The organism is Paenibacillus sp. J22P15, from assembly GCF_056269345.1.
The window spans coordinates 1-19754 of record NZ_JBWDNT010000019.1; the positions used below are offsets into that span (position 1 = coordinate 1).

General features: G+C 46.6%; 14 protein-coding genes. 1 reads left to right on the forward strand and 13 read right to left on the reverse strand.

Features of this window, described 5'->3' with window-relative positions; genetic code table 11:
* Positions 1 to 729 precede the first annotated feature (729 nt).
* Positions 730 to 906, forward strand: coding sequence for a helix-turn-helix domain-containing protein (locus AC0YN6_RS24975; protein WP_475750374.1), 177 nt, complete (start codon positions 730 to 732; stop codon positions 904 to 906).
* 250 nt (positions 907 to 1156) lie between these two features.
* On the opposite strand, the gene AC0YN6_RS24980 is transcribed toward AC0YN6_RS24975, so the two are convergent.
* The 13 genes from AC0YN6_RS24980 to AC0YN6_RS25040 form a co-directional block, all read right to left on the reverse strand.
* A complete protein-coding gene (locus AC0YN6_RS24980) occupies positions 1157 to 3466 on the reverse strand; it encodes a helix-turn-helix domain-containing protein (RefSeq protein WP_475750249.1) in 2310 nt (769 codons plus the stop codon).
* Between the two features lie 512 nt (positions 3467 to 3978).
* Complete coding sequence (locus AC0YN6_RS24985; RefSeq protein ID WP_475750251.1) at positions 3979 to 4143, reverse strand: hypothetical protein; 165 nt, start codon at positions 4141 to 4143, stop codon at positions 3979 to 3981.
* Between the two features lie 698 nt (positions 4144 to 4841).
* Positions 4842 to 6461 (reverse strand): extracellular solute-binding protein, encoded by a 1620-nt coding sequence (locus tag AC0YN6_RS24990; protein ID WP_475750253.1) that lies wholly within the window; start codon positions 6459 to 6461, stop codon positions 4842 to 4844.
* Positions 6462 to 6720: 259 nt separating this feature from the next.
* Entirely contained in the window at positions 6721 to 8217 is a 1497-nt protein-coding gene (locus AC0YN6_RS24995; RefSeq protein ID WP_475750254.1) for a sulfatase-like hydrolase/transferase, read from the reverse strand.
* Between the two features lie 46 nt (positions 8218 to 8263).
* On the reverse strand, positions 8264 to 9493 hold the full coding sequence (locus tag AC0YN6_RS25000) for a TolB-like translocation protein (RefSeq protein WP_475750256.1): 1230 nt from the start codon (positions 9491 to 9493) through the stop codon (positions 8264 to 8266).
* Positions 9494 to 9519: 26 nt separating this feature from the next.
* Entirely contained in the window at positions 9520 to 10986 is a 1467-nt protein-coding gene (locus AC0YN6_RS25005) for a sulfatase family protein (protein WP_475750258.1), read from the reverse strand.
* A 20-nt stretch (positions 10987 to 11006) separates the two neighbouring features.
* Entirely contained in the window at positions 11007 to 12479 is a 1473-nt protein-coding gene (locus tag AC0YN6_RS25010) for an arylsulfatase (RefSeq protein ID WP_475750260.1), read from the reverse strand.
* Between the two features lie 12 nt (positions 12480 to 12491).
* The gene (locus AC0YN6_RS25015; RefSeq protein ID WP_475750262.1) at positions 12492 to 13811 is read right to left on the reverse strand and encodes a Gfo/Idh/MocA family protein; all 1320 of its coding nucleotides are present in this window, start codon (positions 13809 to 13811) and stop codon (positions 12492 to 12494) included.
* 70 nt (positions 13812 to 13881) lie between these two features.
* A complete protein-coding gene (locus AC0YN6_RS25020) occupies positions 13882 to 15000 on the reverse strand; it encodes a glycoside hydrolase family 88 protein (RefSeq protein WP_475750264.1) in 1119 nt (372 codons plus the stop codon).
* 45 nt (positions 15001 to 15045) lie between these two features.
* Complete coding sequence (locus AC0YN6_RS25025) at positions 15046 to 16455, reverse strand: sulfatase family protein (RefSeq protein WP_475750267.1); 1410 nt, start codon at positions 16453 to 16455, stop codon at positions 15046 to 15048.
* 33 nt (positions 16456 to 16488) lie between these two features.
* Positions 16489 to 17886 (reverse strand): alpha-L-fucosidase, encoded by a 1398-nt coding sequence (locus AC0YN6_RS25030; protein WP_475750269.1) that lies wholly within the window; start codon positions 17884 to 17886, stop codon positions 16489 to 16491.
* Between the two features lie 45 nt (positions 17887 to 17931).
* The gene (locus tag AC0YN6_RS25035) at positions 17932 to 18810 is read right to left on the reverse strand and encodes a carbohydrate ABC transporter permease (protein WP_475750271.1); all 879 of its coding nucleotides are present in this window, start codon (positions 18808 to 18810) and stop codon (positions 17932 to 17934) included.
* A gap of 14 nt (positions 18811 to 18824) precedes the next feature.
* Positions 18825 to 19739 carry an ABC transporter permease gene (locus AC0YN6_RS25040; RefSeq protein ID WP_475750273.1) on the reverse strand — a complete coding sequence of 305 codons (915 nt, stop codon included), beginning with the start codon at positions 19737 to 19739 and terminating at the stop codon, positions 18825 to 18827.
* Positions 19740 to 19754: the final 15 nt, after the last annotated feature.

Here is a 19754-nt window from a genome sequence, read left to right on the forward strand (position 1 = left end):
TCCACTAGAAACTTCTTCAATGATATTGAGTTTCTCTAGCGCATTATATTTTCCCCCGACCATGAAAAAGCTCCCCTTACAGTTACAGGTTTTATTTTTTAACCTGTCTACTGTAGGGGGAGCATATCAAAAAGAGGCTGCCCTTTTATGCGTCTGAACCGGTTGTCGCTTACATCACGTTTTAAGATATTTTCCCGTAGTAATGCCCTCCAACTTTTTCAAATGCGGCATCGTTATTGCGGCCGACCAATAACGCAATTTGTGCGATAGTCTGTTCCCTATTTTCCATTAACGTCCACTTCTAAGTTAACTGCAGCGTCGGTGCACGCAAAACAAAAAGACTGAAATCACCACTTCTTCCTTTGGTGATTTCAGTCTTGTCTTACGCGTATTAACTAATTCCATGTAAACATGAGGAAATATCGTCAACAAGGAGAATATGGCTTGCTCGACCAGCGCGGCCGTAGAACAGAGTACATCGACAAAGATGTAGGATGAACTTTATCATTAGACAAAACAAAAAAATATTTTCCGTTTAAATCCTCCTATTTTTTTTACGGATATCATGTCCGCCCCTTCATTGTAATCGCTTTCTTTTAGGCCATCCATTAAAAATATTGACATAAACATTCACTATTTTTACATTCGAACCACGATCAACGCCTTCATTAACAGTTCATATTACTAGGTGTCTGGAGAAGTGCTTATTATCGCTACCTAGAGCGCAAGATCCAAAATCTCGATGGTGAGGTTACCGAGCAAATTCAATCGATTTACCATCAACGTGAACGGACATATGGTTATCGTAGAATTACAGCTGAGCTGAAACGTCAATATGATCGCACCGTTAATCAAAAAAAATACGACACTACTGTTGTTCAAGCAGTTTTGTGTCGTGTTTTTTAGTTGCTACCCTATTATGGTTTATTGAGATATAGTACCTGCTAGTTGAATAAGACGATGAATAGTCCCTCCATATCCAGTGCCCCGAATCGAAGTCAACCTTGTTAATAACAAAAATTGTGTGTCTCGCAATAGTAGGTAGATCAAACGTACACATCTATTTAATATCCTCTTTCTTTTGCACGTTCTTTATCGAAAGTCGTGTTAAATTGGTTTCTCTTAACGTCGGATTGACACGGCTGAGAAATACTTCTTACCCTGACTCGGTTTCTCTATACTTCCCGGCCGTAATTCCTTGATACTTTTTAAAAATACGATTAAATGTAGCGAACTCGGTATAACCTACCTGTAAAGCAATATCTGCAATGGAAAGAGACTCACCCAGAAGCAATCCTTTCGCTTGACTGATGCGATACAAGTTGATGTATTCAAGCAACGACTCCCCGGTCTCCTCTCGAAACCGTTTGGACAAATAGGAGGGTGTCATTTCAAACCATTGCCCGATGGCAGAAATATTCAGATCCGGGTTGGAGTAATTTTGATGCACATAGTACTTGACCTTCTCGCAGAAGTGATACGTATTAAGATCTCGCTGACTCTGGATGTGATTCGTTACCTCTTGTAAAATGACCATTAAATGTTCCTTCATTTCCTGAATGGTCTTGCAATTCATCAGCCTCTCCAGCGGCTTGTTCATCTCGTTGATCCCTTGAAAATGATTCAGTTCATCAATCGTCTTCAAGATTGTGCTGATAATGTCGAACATGAGACACCTGGACAAATTAACAGTGGCCGAACCCGCAGCTAAGTGCTGCTTAAGAATTTCATCGATTACTGTTCGAGCTTGCTGTAAATCACCAGCTTTAACAAAATTGATTAACTGCTGCTCCACGTGCAAGGGGTAATAGTATCCTCGATGGCTGACCTCCTCACTCGGAATATCCGTATAGCTAATCATCTCTCCGCTGCCCATCACCAGCTTGTATTCCATCGCTTCCAACGCTTCTTGATACGCTTGCGGAAGTTTCCATACATCTTCATGAATATCACTTAAAGATACGGTTAACTTTACTTCCAAGCTGTCATATATGAACTTCTTGGCTAATTGAGCAATTCTAGTGAGTTCCTTCGTCGTGAGGGAATTTCCATTGATGATGCAGACAAGAAAATCATCTACCTCGAACATGTAAGCTTGATTTTTTTCCCTAGCCAGCTCTACCATTACGTTGGTAATAAAAAATTGGAGAAGCTTCTCATGGTCATAACTTTTCACAGGTTCGTCAGTAGTCATCTTCCCCAAATTCTCCACTTGAACAACGATAACAGCGAACTTAGCGTCTACAAATTGGATTTCGTAAGCAGCCAACCTCTCATCTAAAGGGATATTTGCTCCCAGCTTCCCCTTGACCAGTGAAGCAAGAAATTGATTACATAGAGCGTTCCCCTGCTGCTTCAGTTGCACCATCGATTTCTCCGTTGACTCTATGCTCTGGTACAGTGTCTTGGCAATGAACTGGTACTCATCAATTGATCCGTCCATCGTAGTACCGGATTTAGTTGCAAGATTGCGAATGAGTGCTTGAATAGGGTTGTAATTCCGGCGCAGCACGAATGCAGTGAGCAGTGCACCAATAACGAGACAGAGCACGATGTAAATCCGGATAAGACGCTTCACACTCCAGCCGCTTTCCATATAAACGCTCGAGGGCGTCACCGAAATGTATTTCCACCCCGTCACATTGGAGGTCGTGTATTGAATCGTCAGCCTCTGCCCTTCCACCTCAATATCTTGCACCCCATCTGTTGATAATAGCTCCATATGAGGCACGCTGTTGGCCGCAGCTTTACTCGTAGATGCAATAACATTGCCATACATATCTCTAATCACATAATAGCTATCTTTGTGTAAATGGATTTGCTCTGCATGCGGCAACAGCTTGTCACTTTTCACTGTAAACATAATGTAAGCACCATCACTACCTAGTCCTTTCATATACGGGGTTCTTATATGCATGATCTGGGCTTCATCGCTTAGATCGGACGTATCCTTCACCAGAAAAAATCCTTTAATGAATCTGCTGTCTAGTATATTTCTCCAGGATTGATAGAGAGAAAAAGGCTGGTATATCTTCTCAAACTGCCCCACCGATATTCGACTGTCAGTGGTAATTACCGTTCCACTTTTATCATAATAGAGGATAATCTGATCAATATATTCGTTGGTAAGCTTAAAATTGTTCAAAACGATGGCAAGCTGGCGCGCGTCATAATGATAATCATCGGAGCCCTGATCCTTGATTTCTTTACTGGCAAAGGAAATAATTTCGCTGTTCAGCGATAATTCCAGTCCAAGTCGCTCCAAATCTCTCATGCGACTGTCTGTCATTTCCCTCATTTGTGAAATCAGCTTCTCATTCGACAAATCAATTTCCTGCTCTACAATATTCAATGTTTGCCAATAAAAAACGATCCCCAGAAAAACCGGGACAAGGAAAATGAATAGATACGAAATCAACCACTTCGTCCAGATGGAATTCGTTCTTGTGATTTTCTTCAGTAACACGGTTGGCCTCCTCTATCGTCTTCTGGCAGACATGCTGGATACGGTAGCATTAAGAGAAATTGTCCATGAATCAGCTTTACTTGTCAACAGTATCTAAAACACCATTCCCACACTCCGCCTCTCTTGGATCCATCGACATAGAGGAATCTAACTTCATAATGCTGTTTGCCGTACAGAGCTTCTTCTTTCTTGCTATGTTAGTTTTCCTTTCTGTCCAATCATATAGAATGGTGTGCTTTCATTATCTGATAGATTTTGATTTAACTTACACAGATAAAACGAAAACTCGACTTATAAAAGTGAAAATGGGTGTTGTTAATTCGTAGAAATCGCTTACAACTTATGTAGCCATCTAAACTTGAAGCACCTTCCGCAGCAAAAAAAACGACCTTACCTATAAATTGGAATAATGGTCGTCTAATGTTGAACCTCCCCGTTTTCTTGGGGGGATTAGACTCCGATGGCGTCCATTTTCAAGTGGCTTGAGGGGGCTTAATTCTCATATTCATATGTTAAAGCTTTACGATTCTTTGCTCCAGCCTAGATTGGTCAGCTGCGTAACCGATCAAGTGCCCGTGAAGCGACTTCTCCAGAGATGTAGGGGAGATCGATGGCTCCGCACCCTTCAATACTTTTACAAAATCGGCGACAAGAAGAAAGTCTCCTCCGCCATGCATATCCTCTTGAGCCCCAACAGCGATCTGTTACTCGGAATAGATATGGCTTTTGCGAGCATCGGGATGTCGGATGACATAAGCACCTTCCTCCATTTCTCCTTGAATTTCGCCTTTAGTCCCCACAATATGGATGGTCCGACCTCGCTTAGAAGTGCCCCCCGGTCATAACATGCGTTCCCGTACTGCCATCTGCGAACTCTACGATTACCGTCTGATGATCGACCACATCGTTATCGCAGCGCCAGACGCAACGGCGTTACGAGCTGTCCGTTCGCAATGATTCCGCCAATTCCTCATCGCTCATTGTAACACCTAAATGGGTATTATAGGTTACATAACCACTCCACAAACGCTGATCAATATAATATTTCCGTGCAGAATAAGGGCATGATTCCTTAATGGAACAATCGACCAGACAATGCGTGCCCGCCTCTGAAGGGCTTTCTCAGGCCGGAACTTCAGTAGACTTCCAAAGCAGAATTTTATAATAAAATTTCACGGGATTTATTAAATGAATCACCGTTATCATTAGTACTGGCATTGGCAAGAATAATTGATGACGGAATTGAACAAACCTTCCGATGCGCTGGGGCTGTAGTTGAAATCTTGCAATCTTATCCGATCTCGAATCCATAATAAGGGAAGCTGGCAACCCTAACCTATATGGAAAACTAACTTCCCCAGATGAATTCTGTGCATTATCTCTTTAAATAACGGTCATACGCGCTTTGGTAGATGGCAATGACTTTCTCCACTCCGATAGCGTTCAGTTGCTCTTGATACTTCTCGAAGTTGTCCAGCGATTCTTTGCCCATAATGAATTTCACGTACATTTCTTCCTTATAGCTGTTCAGATCGGTTACAATTTTGGCCACTTGAGCGCTTTCTTCAGGTGTCGGTGTAATGAACTTCGGAAGGATGTGCTTTGCCGCTTCCGTTTCCGACCAGACTTGGACGGCATCATCCTGCTGCTTATACGTGTTTGTATTTCGGTTCTTATCCTTAGGGTACGGACCGTTTTGCTTGGAATATTGGGACAACATCTGTTGAAGATTATATTTTTCATTTTTCAATATCAAATCGGTAAATTTCGGTACCCCATTCTCCATCTTGTAGCTTTCGCCCTCAATCCCGTAATTGAAGAGCATCTTCCCTTCCTCGCTATATGCATAATCAAGCCAGCGAGCTGCTGTTTCTACATTCTTGGACGAAGCGGAGATAGCTGCCGATCCTCCCGGGTAGTATTTGAAGTCTCGCTGCCCGATGAATGCCTTCTCTCCTTTATTCAGTACCGGATAAGGAGCTCCCACCAAATTATATTTAGGATCCTTGCTCTTCATCGTATCGAGCCAGCGTCCGATGCCTCCTCCCAATGCGCCAACTGTAGCTCCGGAGATGCCGGAAGTTATTTTATTATCAAGGATCTTCCCATCGGCATCCGGTATGGCGAAATCTTTATCGATAAGCCCTTCCTGATACCAGTTGCGAAGCAGCGTAAGCGCTTCTTTAAACTGCGGATCATAGGGTCCGTAATGGACCTTTCCTTGATCATCAATATGAAAACCATTGGAAGTTTGGAATGCCCCGATAAAAGTATCTTCCAGATCCCACCTGCCGCCGGCGTATCTCGCGGTAAATGGCGAATCTGCATTTTTCTTTTCTTTGAAAGCTTTGAGCGTCGTATACCATTCGTCGATCGTCGTAGGGACAGGCAAACCTAATTCATCCAGCCAGTCCTTGCGTATTACGGGGCCCATGTATACAAACTGTGCAGGCGATTCCCGCAGCATAGGAAATACATAGAATTGCCCGCTGTCCGTCTTCAACTGCCTAGACAGTTCCGGGTCAGCCTCAATGATTTTTTTCAAATTTGGCGCATAATGATCGATGATGTCATTCAACGGCAGAATAACCTTATCTGTAATGGCCTTCTCCGGCCCTCCCGGATATGACGTCCAGGTGTATTCGACGACATCCGCCAACTCGTTGGATGCGACCATCAGGTTGAACTTCTCCGCTATTTGCCCAGCCGAAGGATGCGTATAGGTTACCTTGACGCCAGTCTGTTTCTCAAGTGCCTTTCCGAAGCTGGTCTCTGCCATGTTCTGAATGTTAACCGATGACAGATTGTTGTTCAGCGTTTGCCATGAAGTGAGTGTGGAGTCTGCTTTGAGCGGGTAGCTTACTGTTGCCGGAGCTTGATTCTTCTCGGGAGTCGAAGGCTTCTCCCCCTCGGGAGCGGAGGTGCATCCTGCTACGAGCATGGCCATCCCAATGATTATGCTGGTTGCTGCATATAGCTTTTTCTTATTTAGCACATTTGCTTCCCCTTTCTGTCCAATCATATATTAGGTGATGCGCTTTCATTATCCAATAATTTTGGCTTATACGTATACTGATAAAACGCAAACTCGACTTATAAAAGCGAAAAAGACGTTGTTATTTCGTTGAAAGCGCTCACAATTTAGTCATTCAGCTAAGTTTTCGGCATTTTCTTCACCGGTATCGATAATACGACCATTACCCCATACATGGGGGTAATGGTCGCAGCTAGTTTAGTGCAACAATGCGTTTGCGTCAGTGTAAACCTCGAGGGTTGTTGTGCGAATTGAGATGCGCGCGTTCAAATTCGGACAACTCAGGCAAAAGCTGACGGGGCCGTAATACGCCATCACTAACGGCCGGATCCGATAACCGCGTCCCCAACTTGAACGCTAGCCGATTTCTCCACTCCTCTAGGGGCGCTAATGGATCCCTAGATCTATCGTGCAACTCCTGTGGATCGTCCTCGATGTGAAAGAGCAATTCCTCGCTTTCTTCTTCGAACCAGATATACTTCCAAATGCCATCTGTTACCATTAGTGAACGTTTACCAATATGACCAAACTCGCCGAGTACCGTCTCTCGCACGCGATCAGTCTTGGGCTGGCGAATTGCTCCTAATAAACTCTTTCCATCTAGATCGTCAGGCACAGGCAGTCCTGCAATTGCAAGACATGTCGGTAGAATATCTTGTAGTCCTACCGGCGAATGATTCACCTGTCCCGGAATCCATCCCAGTTCCAGGATGGATCCCGTATCTCTTTTGGCGGGCGGTGTTACAATAAGCGGGATCTGGCAAGCTCCACGTGTGAAGTTGGCTTTGAACCATAGACCATGATCCCCCATATTGTCGCCATGATCCGATGTAAAGAGAAACCATGTATTCTCGAGTATCCCCTCCTCCCGGAGGGTACCGATGATTCTGTTGATAGCACGGTCTACTTGTGTGATAGAAGCATAGAATCCACGATAGGCGCTGTCGATTTGTTTGGGTGTCTTCACCTTCCCTTGATGCCTGGCGACCATTCTTTGGTGATAAAGCGAATGTCTGTCGACCCAGTCTCCCCAAACAGGCTGCGGCATGTCGTCCTTTTCATACATGTATAGATCACGCATCAATGGGGTAAGGGGAGGATGAGGCGCCGTAAAAGAAGCCCACAGAAATAACGGACGGGTCCAGTCTCGCCGCTTGATCGTTCTGCAGCTGTTGTCTGCAATCCATTCCGTCGGATGTAAGCTGTCAGGCAGGTGCCAAGGCGACATTGCATATTCATTGTTGGCAATGCCGTGGCCAAAGGCCTGTCCTGGGTAGCCCTGATCGGCAACCCATTGCTCGTAATCATCATACCCTCGCTGTTTTCCGGATCCTACTCCCAGCATGCGGCCTTCCTCACATAGCAGCATGCTGTCGAATCCATATTGACATCGCTCAGGGTAAACGTGCATTTTGCCTACCACTCTCGTTTCATAACCGGCATCGCTTAATAACTTAGGCAATGTTATGTTCGTAGGAAGCTCAAAACCCTCCTTGTATGTCGTTAATCCAAGCCGATGACCCTCCAGTCCTGTCATAATCGTTGCCCTTGCCGGGATGCAAATCGGCGTCAACGAGTAGGCTTGATCAAATCGTACGCCGCTTCGTGACAAATAATCAATATGAGGAGTCTGGATCAATGTGTTCCCCGCACACCCTAACAAATCTCCTCGCATCTGATCTGTCGTAATCAGCACAATATTAGGTTTATTAACCATAGGACATTCCTCCATTCGTCAGCAGCTCGTAGCCCAATCATTTCTTCTATAGTAATAGATTACTCACATCGGCTATCAAGACCTGTCTTCTTCCTTCCGGCGTGCCGTTGAAGCAAATGTATTTGTTGTCTTCGCTCCAAACTGGATGGGGGTCGCAGCGTAAAGTGCCGTGTATTTCTGTACCTCCAAGCGTCCATATATCAATTAATCGACGGTCTGTTCCAGCTATTGTATCGACCAATCGTATGGGCACTTCAAAACGTTCATTCACAAACTCTTTTTCCGTTGTATAAGCGTCAGTCAGAATGTAACGTCCGTCATTCGAGAAGCTTGGATGACCGCCACCTGTAGCAAACGGAGCTGTCAGTCGAAAAGATTGCCCATCTTCAGCAAATAGACAGAAGCGCAGCCTATTTAATTGAATGTTCATCAGAATCTCTTTTCCGTTGGTGTACCAATCCGGATGATGAGATCCATTAAGCCAGAACTCGTACGGTAACGACAGCTTGGCGTCGGTCCCATCCATGTTCATCGTGATAATAAAACGCAACTCACTTCTTCCATCATCAAACAGGCAGCGAACTACCTGCATGAGCCGCGTCTGCTGCGGATTGATCTTCACATGGAAAAAGGTAAATCGCGCCCCCTCTACATCCCTCTTGTCCGGGAGAAGATCAAGCGCTTGCTTGTAACTGAACAATAGTTCCCTGCAATTGGTTTCAACATCTGTTCTCCACAGTCCATCTTCTTCGGATGCCCCGATCGGGGGCGGACAACTGTATTCGGGTGCCAATGTTGCGCCATAGCCCATCTGGGCATAATTGATAACCGAAAGATTTGGACTGTAGATGTAACGGCCATCCATAGACGCTTGGTATACGGATCCTGCTAGTCGCACCTTCTCTCCCGTATGCGGATTCAGTTTGTATGCAAAGACGCAGTTCGCCTCTTTATCGTTGAAGAATAGCTCATCATCGCTTCCTCCCCAACACAGATGTGCACCGACTTGAATACCCCATCCAGTTGTCTTGCAAAGCTCAACCATTGACTGATCATGCAAATCAATCATACAGACGGTTGCTTCGTCATCGGGTCCCGGCAATTTATCCTGGAACGGCAGTTTAAGCACGGCTAAATATCGACCGGAAGGGCTCCATGGTTTCACATCGAAGAAATTGTGAATGTAGTATCCGTCATCGGGGGTTACAATTTGAACGGGATGAATTCCCTTATTGTAAGTACGGAAACTGTAGTACTTAACTTTTCCAATGGTCATGGGCTAAACCTCCATTTCTATTATTCCTATACATCGATTAAGAGATCTATAGCCTCGGCTTTCATTCCGAGTCTCATCTCAACTTCCATTCCACTCTTGGCCAGAGAATACGGTTTAATGCGTTTCGCTACTGGACCGCCACTTTGCTGAGACTCTTCCATCAACTGTAAATCTGACAAGTCGGCCCTCCATGTCAGAAGCGCTAAAAGCAACTCTTGCTTGACACGATCATACTTCGGATCATTGTATAGATTGCTTCGCTCCGAGGAATCGTTTAATCGGTCATACAACATACCGGTATGTTCTTCAAAGTAATACTCTAGCTTCCAGCGTCGCGTCGCAATAGCTGCCGATTTATACAGTGTTCCGACAGCGCATCGACGAGGCGAATCCAAGCCTTGCATCAGCGGTGTAAACAAATCGAGACCTTGCACATAACGTGAGTATGTTCCTGCTGCTGCCAGAATGGTTGCGGCAATGTCTGTCCAGATAGCAAAATCGCAAACTTTTCCGAATGGCAGCGTTCCAGGCATACTCATAATAAAAGGAACGCGCCATGTGGCATCCAAGTAATTGTGCTTATCATCAAAACCATGATCGAACAGTTGGGTGCCGTGATCTGAAGTGAATATGATAAGCGTGTTTTCTCTCAAGCCGGTCTGATCTAAATAGTCGAGCAATCTTCCGATTTGAGCGTCAATGAATGCGGTCATCCCATAATAAAGTCTTCGTTTTTGATCCATCTCTTGTAACGCTTCCGGGGTATCCAGTCTGGCTTCAAGCTCGGTCTCCTTGCCGATGAATCCGAGCAATCTTCGTGCATGGATGGGGAGATTCTCCAAATCGCCTCGTTTGTAATCGATTGGCGGCAGAGGAGTGGAGTCAAACAGGGTGGCCCAATTTCCAGGAGGATCCAATGGCGAATGGGGACTCAGCAGTGAGCAGAACGTAAAGAACGGACCATCTCCCGCTTGTCGGCAGGCTTCAATTTCCTCGATTGCAGCATCGATCAGAAAAGCGTCCAAATGCTGATGATCTGGGATGGATCGTGGACCTGTACTCGATCTTGACAGATCATACTGACTTATGAACTTGCTGTAACTGTCATCAAGAGAGGGCGAGGACTTTTCACCTTTGATTTCACGTATAATATCGAATGAAGCCGGTTGCTCGCCGAAATGTGTTTTGCCAACCATGATATTCACATATCCTTGTTCTCGCAGTAGATCTGGAAAGGTCAAATGACCGCTTTTTCGATCGATTCCATTCTCAATACAGCCGTGAACTGGCGTATGAAGACCAGTCAACAGGCTGCTGCGTGCTGGAGAGCAAACCGGAGAAGCCGTATGAGCATTGTTAAACAACACCCCCTCGCTTGCCAATCTATCCAGATGAGGTGAAATGGCAAATGTCGAACCCATGCATCGAAGCGTGTCGCAACGTTGCGTGTCCGTTGTAATGAGTAATATATTGGGCTTTTCCTTCTTATTCACCGTTATACCCATCCCTTCTTTTAATCAACAACGCCGCTTAATCGGGCAATTCGTTCCTGGTACTTCGGTGAAACAATCGGCGATTTGCCCGCCTGACAGACGAGTGCGCCATTATCCGTTAAACCCGCATTCCGTACGGCCAACACCGCAACTAGCTTATCTCGCCAGCGATTCAGCTCAGTTGAATAGACTTCGTCATTTGCCAAATCAACACATTCGCCAGGATCTGAAGCTAAATCGAATAGCTGCTCTTTGTCAATCCGCGGAAACCAGATGTATTTCCATCTACTGTCTACCAAATACTGCATCTCCTGTAACTCCGAATAGCAAGTGCTATGCTCCCCATGCACAAACTCCCGCCAAGGGGTTGTCTCCCCCCGAATAAGCGGCAGCAGGCTCCGCCCATTCACGGAATCGGGAATAGGAACCCCAGCCACATCGAGAATGGTCGGCATGATGTCCTGCAAGCATACAGGGGCATCGCTCCGTTCGACCAGAGCGCCATCCATTGATTTCGGCAGCTTTACGATAAGCGGAATATGAGCCGATCCTTCATAGGCATACGTTTTGCGCCACATATGGTGATCGCCCATCATATCGCCGTGGTCCGAGGTGAACAAGATAAGCGTATGATCGAGCTGCCCGATTTTCTTCAAGTACATCAGCAGACGGCCGATTTGCAAATCAATATGATGGATGTTGCCATAGTAGCCAATCCGCGCTCTACGAATTTCCTCGTCGCTCCGCTTGCCTCTCCAGGCTTCCGGACTGGCGGCGTCCTTCTCTACATGATGCATAGCGGACCATTCTCCGATAAGCGGCTTCGGGATATCCTTTTTCTCATAGATGTCGTAGTAAAAGGCGGGGGCATCATACGGTGAATGCGGTCGCGCAAACGACATTTTCAAGAAGAAGGGTTTGCCTGGATCCCGATTTTGTATAAAACGGATCGATTCATTGACGGTCCAGTTGGTCGGATGAAGAAATTCCGGGGCATGGTATGGCCGAGCCATCCACGAGTTCCAATCGATACCGTGATCGGTGAATCCATAATCACCTGTTTTGTTTTGCTCAAACCATCTTCGATAGTCGGATACGAAGCCTGGCTCATCCTCTCTTCCCGATTCGTCCAACACGGTATGATGGAAGCCGAATAATGCCCGCTGCGGGTTAAAATGCATTTTGCCGACTCCTTGCGTGTGGTATCCTGCTCCTGCCAATTGCTCCGGCAGCGTATTCTCCAGACATTTCATCGGTCCCTGACCGAGACCCATCCCAAGAATTCCGGTATTCCACGGATCCATCCCCGTCATTAATGAAGCTCTTGCCGGCGTGCAGGAAGGCGTTGATGAGTAAGCGCTAGTGAAAACCGTCCCTCCCGCAGCAATCCAATCCAAATTAACCGTTTCGATCGCTTTGTTCCCATAGCAGCCCAGCGTGTCCCATCGCTGCTGATCCGTCATAATGAGCAGTACGTTCGGTCGCTTGTACATCCTCTAACTCCTTTACACTCGCTTGACTTCAACGGTTCTTTGTTCCAGTCGCGACTGATCGGCTGCGAATCCGATCAAGTGCCCATGAAGCGACTTCTCCAGAGATGTAGAGGAGATCGATGGCACCGCACCCTTCAATACTTTTACGAAATCGGCGACAAGAAGCAAGTCTCCTCCGCCATGCATATCCTCTTGCACCCCAACAGCGATCTGTTGCTCGGAATAGATATGGCCTTTGCGGGCATCGGGATGTCGGATGACATAAGCACCTTCCTCCATCTCTCCTTGAATTTCGCCTTTAGTCCCCACAATATGGATGGTCCGACCTCGCTTAGAAGTGCCCCCGGTCATAACATGCGTTCCCGTACTGCCATCTGCGAACTCTACGATTACCGTCTGATGATCGACCACATCGTTATCGCAGCGCCAGACGCAACGGCCGTACGGACTGTCCGTTCGCAATGATTCCGCCAATTCCTCATCGCTCATTGTAACGCCTAAGTGGGTATTATAGTTTACATAACCACTCCACAAACGCTGATCAATATAATGTTTCCGCGCAGAATAAGGACAAGATTCCTCAATGGAACAATCGACCAGACAACGCGTGCCCGCCCCTGAAGGCGCTTTCTCAGGCCGGAACTGCAGCAGACTTCCGAAGCTGCTTACTTTCACCGGCTGGACGTCTCCCTTCATCCAAGCTATGACGTCCAAGTCGTGGCAGCTTTTAGCCATGAGCATAGAGGAACCTCCTTTATCCAGACGCCCCCATTTTCCTCTGACATAAGCCATGGCCATATGGTGATAAGTGACGTTCTCAGCTGTCGTCAAACTGACAATATCGCCAATTACGCCATCTGCTATCGTTTGACGAATCGACTCGTAAAATGGCGCATAGCGCAGCACATGACAAATCATAACTTTCCTGCCCAGGAGCTCCGCTTCTTCATACAACTCCAAAACTTCATCCGCGCTGACGCCGATCGGCTTCTCCAACATGATGTCATATCCGGCCCTAAGCAACGGAATCGAGGAAGATACATGCAAATGATCCATGGTACCGTTAATCACGGCATCCGCGATCTTGGGCTTACCGACTAGCTCCTTAATATCAGCAAAACAGCATTCATCTTGTAAATCAAATCTCTCCTTGGTTAGAGCTCTGCGCTCACCATCCGGATCGACGACTCCGACAATTTTCATTTGTTCGGGGTGCTTCTCCGCATAAGAGGCATATATCAGACTCCGATGACCGGCACCCACAATGACGACCTTAACAGGTTCTCCATCGTAATTCATATAACCAGAGTTTATTGACGCTTGACTGTCCATGCTTATCCTCCAAATAAAAGTAATAGATTCGCGTGTTTGTTCTATCTCTTTCGAGCTTGGTCTTGCTTGTCTACCAGAACAATTCCGTCTGTCCGCGCAGTTTGGAGAGCGCCTCCACGAAATAATAATCGCCGTAAATTAAGCCGACATCGATATTTTTGCCAGCAGGCCAGTGCCCTGTGCCATGAGGCAGTATCGCTTCGTCGCCCGCATCCCAGATTACGTAATGATCCGCCATCGATTTCAACATGCGTCTCGCCGACGTTCCGTATAATCGTCCTTCTTCCTCTGGCAGCAGCTCCGCAAGCAGCAGCAGACCGCTTGCCGCAATCGAGGCGGCAGAAGAGTCTCTTGGCGCGCCCTCTTGCGTTGTCAAACGGAAATCCCAGTAAGGTACGAGGTCTTCCGGCAAATTGGCCAGGAAGAAGTGAGCTACTTTCTTGCTACCCTGTAAATACTTGTCTTCCTTCGTATACTTGTAGCAAATCGCCAATCCGTATAGCGCCCATGCCGCGCCTCTCGCCCATGCCGATTCAGGAGCAAATCCCTGACCGCCCAATGCGCCGACGCGCTCTCCGGTCTCCGGATCGAACTGTACGATGTGGTAAACAGAGCCGTCTTCGCGGATAAATTCGCGTAGCACGGTGTTCGCATGCTCCACTGCAATATGCTTATACCGCGGATCCTTTATGGCATCGGAAGCCCAGAACAGCAGACTCAGGTTCATCATACAATCGATGATCGCCAATCCGGTTCTGCTCTCCCCATTCCAGGCGCGGATGAAATTGCCGCGGATATTGAACCGGCTCGCAAGCCATGCCGCCGCCTTCAAAGCGCGCAGCTTCGATTCTTCGCTTCCCGTCAGCTTATAATTAGCAACCGAGGTCAAGCTCCACATAAAGCCGACATCGTGGTGAAGTCTCGTATATTCGTCGATACAAGCGTCCATTGCGCTCTCGCAGGCTTCGGCAATCCGCTTCAGCTCCCCATTGTTCGTATCGCGGAATACGAGCCACAAGAGTCCGGGCCAAAAGCCAGACGTCCAAAAATGAGGACCCGTGCAATCATACTTGCCTTCCTTGGATACATGCGGAAAGCCCGCACCGATCGTCTGGCTCGTTTGATCGATTTTCGCAATGATCTTGCTCCATGCTTCGTCCACCCATACTTCTTTCGAATGTTCACCCATTTGTATTTTTTCTCCTTCGAATGACTTAGCGGATTCGGAAACCTTCTAGCCCCTGACCAATCCCTTTCCAACTTCTCCTACAGCCGGTCCCCGATGCTTTCCATAGCCAACCTCATGGCTTCTCCACCGCAAATCATCATCCAACTCTTTCCAGTGTAAGTCCATAAAGTTATCCTTAGTTTTTTTTATATGGTCTTCCAGAAGTCTGCGGTGTCTTTCCATCTGTTCGGCATATGCAGCATGTCTTGCTACATTTTTCGTTTCATAAGGGTCCCTTACAAGATCAAACAGTTCCTCACCGTCGTTAATATAATGCATATATTTATAGTCTCCTGTCCGAACCATTCTTCCAGGGCTAATGGATAAATCCCATTCTGAATACCATTGACCAATAATATATTCACGGTCAAGCTTCCCTTGCCCCATAATGATCGGCATTAGATCTTCGCCGCGCAGCGTTGTTGGCTGTTCAATCCCTACGTAGGAACAAAGGGTCGGGAATAGATCCAGCAGGCTTGTCAGAGCATGTTCCTTACGTGAAGGCTGATTGCGGTACTCCGGAAAATTGAAAATAAACGGTACACGGTTCGTTTCTTCATAAAAATCCACATCCTTTGTTACTTTGCCATGACATGCCATGCTGTCTCCATGGTCTGCCATAAAAATAATAAGCGTATCCTCATACTTGCCTGATTTCTCAAGCGCATCCAAAACTAGACCGATTTCCGCATCCACTCTATGAATATAGTGGTAGTAGGCAGCCAGATAATGCCTGAAGATTTCGCTGCTCCACTCCGATGTCTGAGCCTGACGAGTATGTGAACAACAAATATATTTGACTGCATCCGGTCTGTTCTCGATATCATCAAACTCGAAATTTGGTGGCAGAGGCGGCAACGGACTGCCTGGGTCCACATCCTCATGCAGCCCTTTGTTTTTACCCGTCCAGGAACATATATCATGGGGGTTCACAAAATCTGCAATCATAAGGAACGGCGTATCGGAATGTTTATTTTTTTCTAAATATTCCACGGTTTTCTCCGTCGTAAAACGATCTCTCTCGGTATCCTTGGATACAGGCCATGCCGGTGTACCTTCCACCTCCAACGAGCCCTCCTCTTCACACCAAAAGCCCTTTAACGCTCCAGCAGCATGAGTTTTTCCAAAATGAACCGTATCATATCCCGCTTGATTGAACACCTCTCCTAATGTTGGGAGATCGGCAGGAATAGCATACTTTTTAATATTGGACAAAACGCCTGTCTCGTGAGGATAAACACCGCTCCAGAAAGAGGCTCGTGCGGGCATACATAACGGAACCGGGGTATAACATCGGTCGAAGGCTACGGCCCCATTCGCAATTCTGTCAATATTCGGAGTTTCTGCAATCCCGCCGTAAACAGGAAGCGCCTTCCAGGAAAGCTGATCGGAGACAATAATCAGTATGTTTCTCATTGCGTATCTCCTCCTCTTCGATTGTGCTCAAACTTAACTGATTCGGAATACATGCGCGATCGGCGCTGGAGCAGAACGATCATGATCGGGTATCCGCACGACGATCCCGTTCTCGGTCCGGCGGTATTCCAGATTGTCTTGTCCGCCCACCAGATCAATGCGGCCGAAGTCCTGCGTTAATGGAAGGTGTACTTCCTCCTGGACAGTCTCACTATCGTCGTTATACAAGCAGAAGGCATAGATCGTATCGCCTTTTCTCGTAAAATAGCTATTGTCCGCCGAATATGGCTCGCAAATACGCGTCCCGTAGATTCCCTCCCCATAAACCTTCAACCATTCTCCCATGGACTTAATCCGGGAAATGGCGGTTTTAGGCAGCCTACCGTCAGGCTGAGGTCCGACGTTGAGGGCCAAATTGCCCCCTTTGGCTACAACTTCAATAAGCAGATGAATCAACTGCCGAACGGATTTATAATCATGCTCATTTTCATAGCGGTACGACCAACCCGCTCCCATCGTAAGACAACTTTCCCACGGAACATCCAATGCAACATCGGGCACAGTCTGTTCAGGAGTAATCACATTCTCATACGGTCCGCCGACACCACGGTCAGCCGTCAGGAGCCAAGGCTGAATTTCCCGGGCTTTCTCCACGACTTCACCCAGTCTGATGTTCTCGCCTCTGCTTTCCCTGACCCAGCCTCCATCGAGCCAGAGCATATCAATGCGGCCGTAGCGAGTCATCAGCTCCATAATCTGCTCGTGGGTGAATTGCACGAATTGCTCCCATAGCTCTGGATATTCATTTGCATCATAAGAGACCCCTCGCGACGTCACGGTTCCACACTCCATTCCTGGCGCCCAGTAGGAAGGCGTGTGCCAATCGGCCTTTGAGAAGTAGGTTGAGATTCCTAAGCCTTTCGCGCGAAAGGCATCGAAAAGCTGCTTGCAAACATCGGCATACTTGTGTGTATGGAATGGACAATCTTGACCTGTAATTCGGTAGTCTGTAGTTTGGGTATCCCACATACAGAAGCCGTCATGATGTTTGGTCGTAAAATTTAAATATTTGAATCCGTTCTCCGCAGCCAGGTCTGCCCATAGCTCGGGCTGAAAACGCACCGGGTTGAACGTTTTATTTAATGCGAAGTACTGCTGCTTGAATTCCTCTGCGTCGACATCCCAATCGATATTCGCACGTGACCAAGATGCATCCCCGTCGCTAAGAGGCCACGATGATATGACACCAAGCTGAGAGTAAGGCGCCCAGTGCATCATGATACCCAGCTTCTGATCCTTGAACCATTCGAGACGCTCAAGCAGAAGCGGATTCTCGGGCTTTACCCATTGCTCTGCTTTGCTATAGCTATGGACACCTCGCCTAACAATTGGTGCTTGATCTTGTTCTTTTGTACTCGTTTTCTGGCTCATCGTATAACCTCCAATGGTATATTTCTAATTTAAGTTCGGTAAGCATTATCCCTTAACAGCTCCAACCAATGCCCCTTTGACAAAATATTTCTGAAGAAACGGATACACGAGAAGAATAGGTACAGTCGCTACCATAATCGTTGCATATTTAATCGTTTCGCCAACTATATTGGATTGGCCAATGTCCAGACCTGCCGACATCGCACTGGTATCATTCTGGATCAAGATCTCCCGTAAGATCAACTGAAGCGGATATTGCGACCGATCGTTGAGAAAAATCATGGCATTAAACCAAGAATTCCAATGGCTGACTCCGTAGTACAACGTCATGACCGCAATGACCGGGAGCGATAGCGGAAGAATAATACGAAACAGGATAACAAGATCGTTCGCCCCGTCTATGCGTGCAGATTCCTCCAGGCTGGCAGGGATCGCTTCGAAGGAGGTCCTCATAATCATGAGATTAAACGTACTGATCGCAGTAGGAAGGACCAATGCCCATAACGTATTATTCAAACCTATGCCTTTTACAACCAGGTAAAACGGAATTAATCCACCGCTGAAAAACATAGTAAAGATGATGAATAACGTGATTTGCTTCCTGTACTTTAATTGGCGACGGGACAGCCCGTAAGCACCAAGTGAAGTTAGCAGCAAGTTAATCCCCAATCCGAGTACGACATAAGTAACGGTATTGATATAGCCGGTCAGAATCATGGGATTTTCGAACACTTTCTGATAGGCGAGCAACGTAAAACCGAGAGGCTTCCATAACAGGCCGCTATGAGAAAGAATTTCACTGGGCTCGCTCACCGACGCTAGAAATACATAAAGGATTGGATAGATCGTTAGTACCATCAAACCCGCTAACGCAACATAATTTACCGAATCAAAAAGGGTGCCGCTTAGTGTACGTTTCTCCATGAAGTTTCCTCCTTTCACCACAAACTGGTATTATTCAACTTACGGCTTAAGGCATTGGCAACAATAACCATGATGAAGTTGATGGCGGAATTGAACAAGCCTACCGCTGCGCTGAGGCTGTAGTTGAAATCTTGCAAGCCTATCCGATACACATAGGAAGAAATAACATCGGCCGTCTCGAAGGTGACCGGCGTGTAGAGCAGAATGATTTTTTCAAAACCGACACTGAGCATTTGACCTAAATTTAATATGAGCATGATGACAACCGTAGGAAGGATACCCGGAATTGTGATGTGGAGCATCTGACGATAACGGTTCGCTCCATCCATTTTGGCAGCTTCATACTGCTCCATATCAATTCCTGTCAAAGCTGCCAAGTAAATGATCGTCCCCCAGCCAATTTGCTGATAAATTCCGGATGAAACAAAGATCGTTCGGAACATTTCGGGCTGCAACAGAAGACTCTCCCCAAGGTTACTGCCGGTAATCCACTCATAAATTAACGTGATAATGCCGCCTGAGCTTGTAAAATCCTTCAGAATTCCGCAAATGACGACAAGCGAGATAAAATGCGGCATATACGTAACCGTTTGTACCATACGCTTAAACATAGCTGATCTTAATTCATTAAGCAGCAGTGCCATGATGATAGGCGCAGGGAATCCGAAGACTAGTTCGTATGTACTAATCAAGATTGTGTTCTTTAAAATACGCCAAAAATAAATGCCATTGAAAAAATCGGCGAAATGACTAAACCCGCTCCAAGGGCTCCCCGTAATTCCAAGCGCGGGACTAAAATCCTTAAATGCGATAATAGCGCCGTACATGGGACCATAATGGAAGATCGCATAATACAACAGGACGGGAGCGAGCATCAAGTAGATATATTTATTCGTCCTCAGTTCTTTCACAATGCCTTGTAATCCCATACACTACACCTCTCT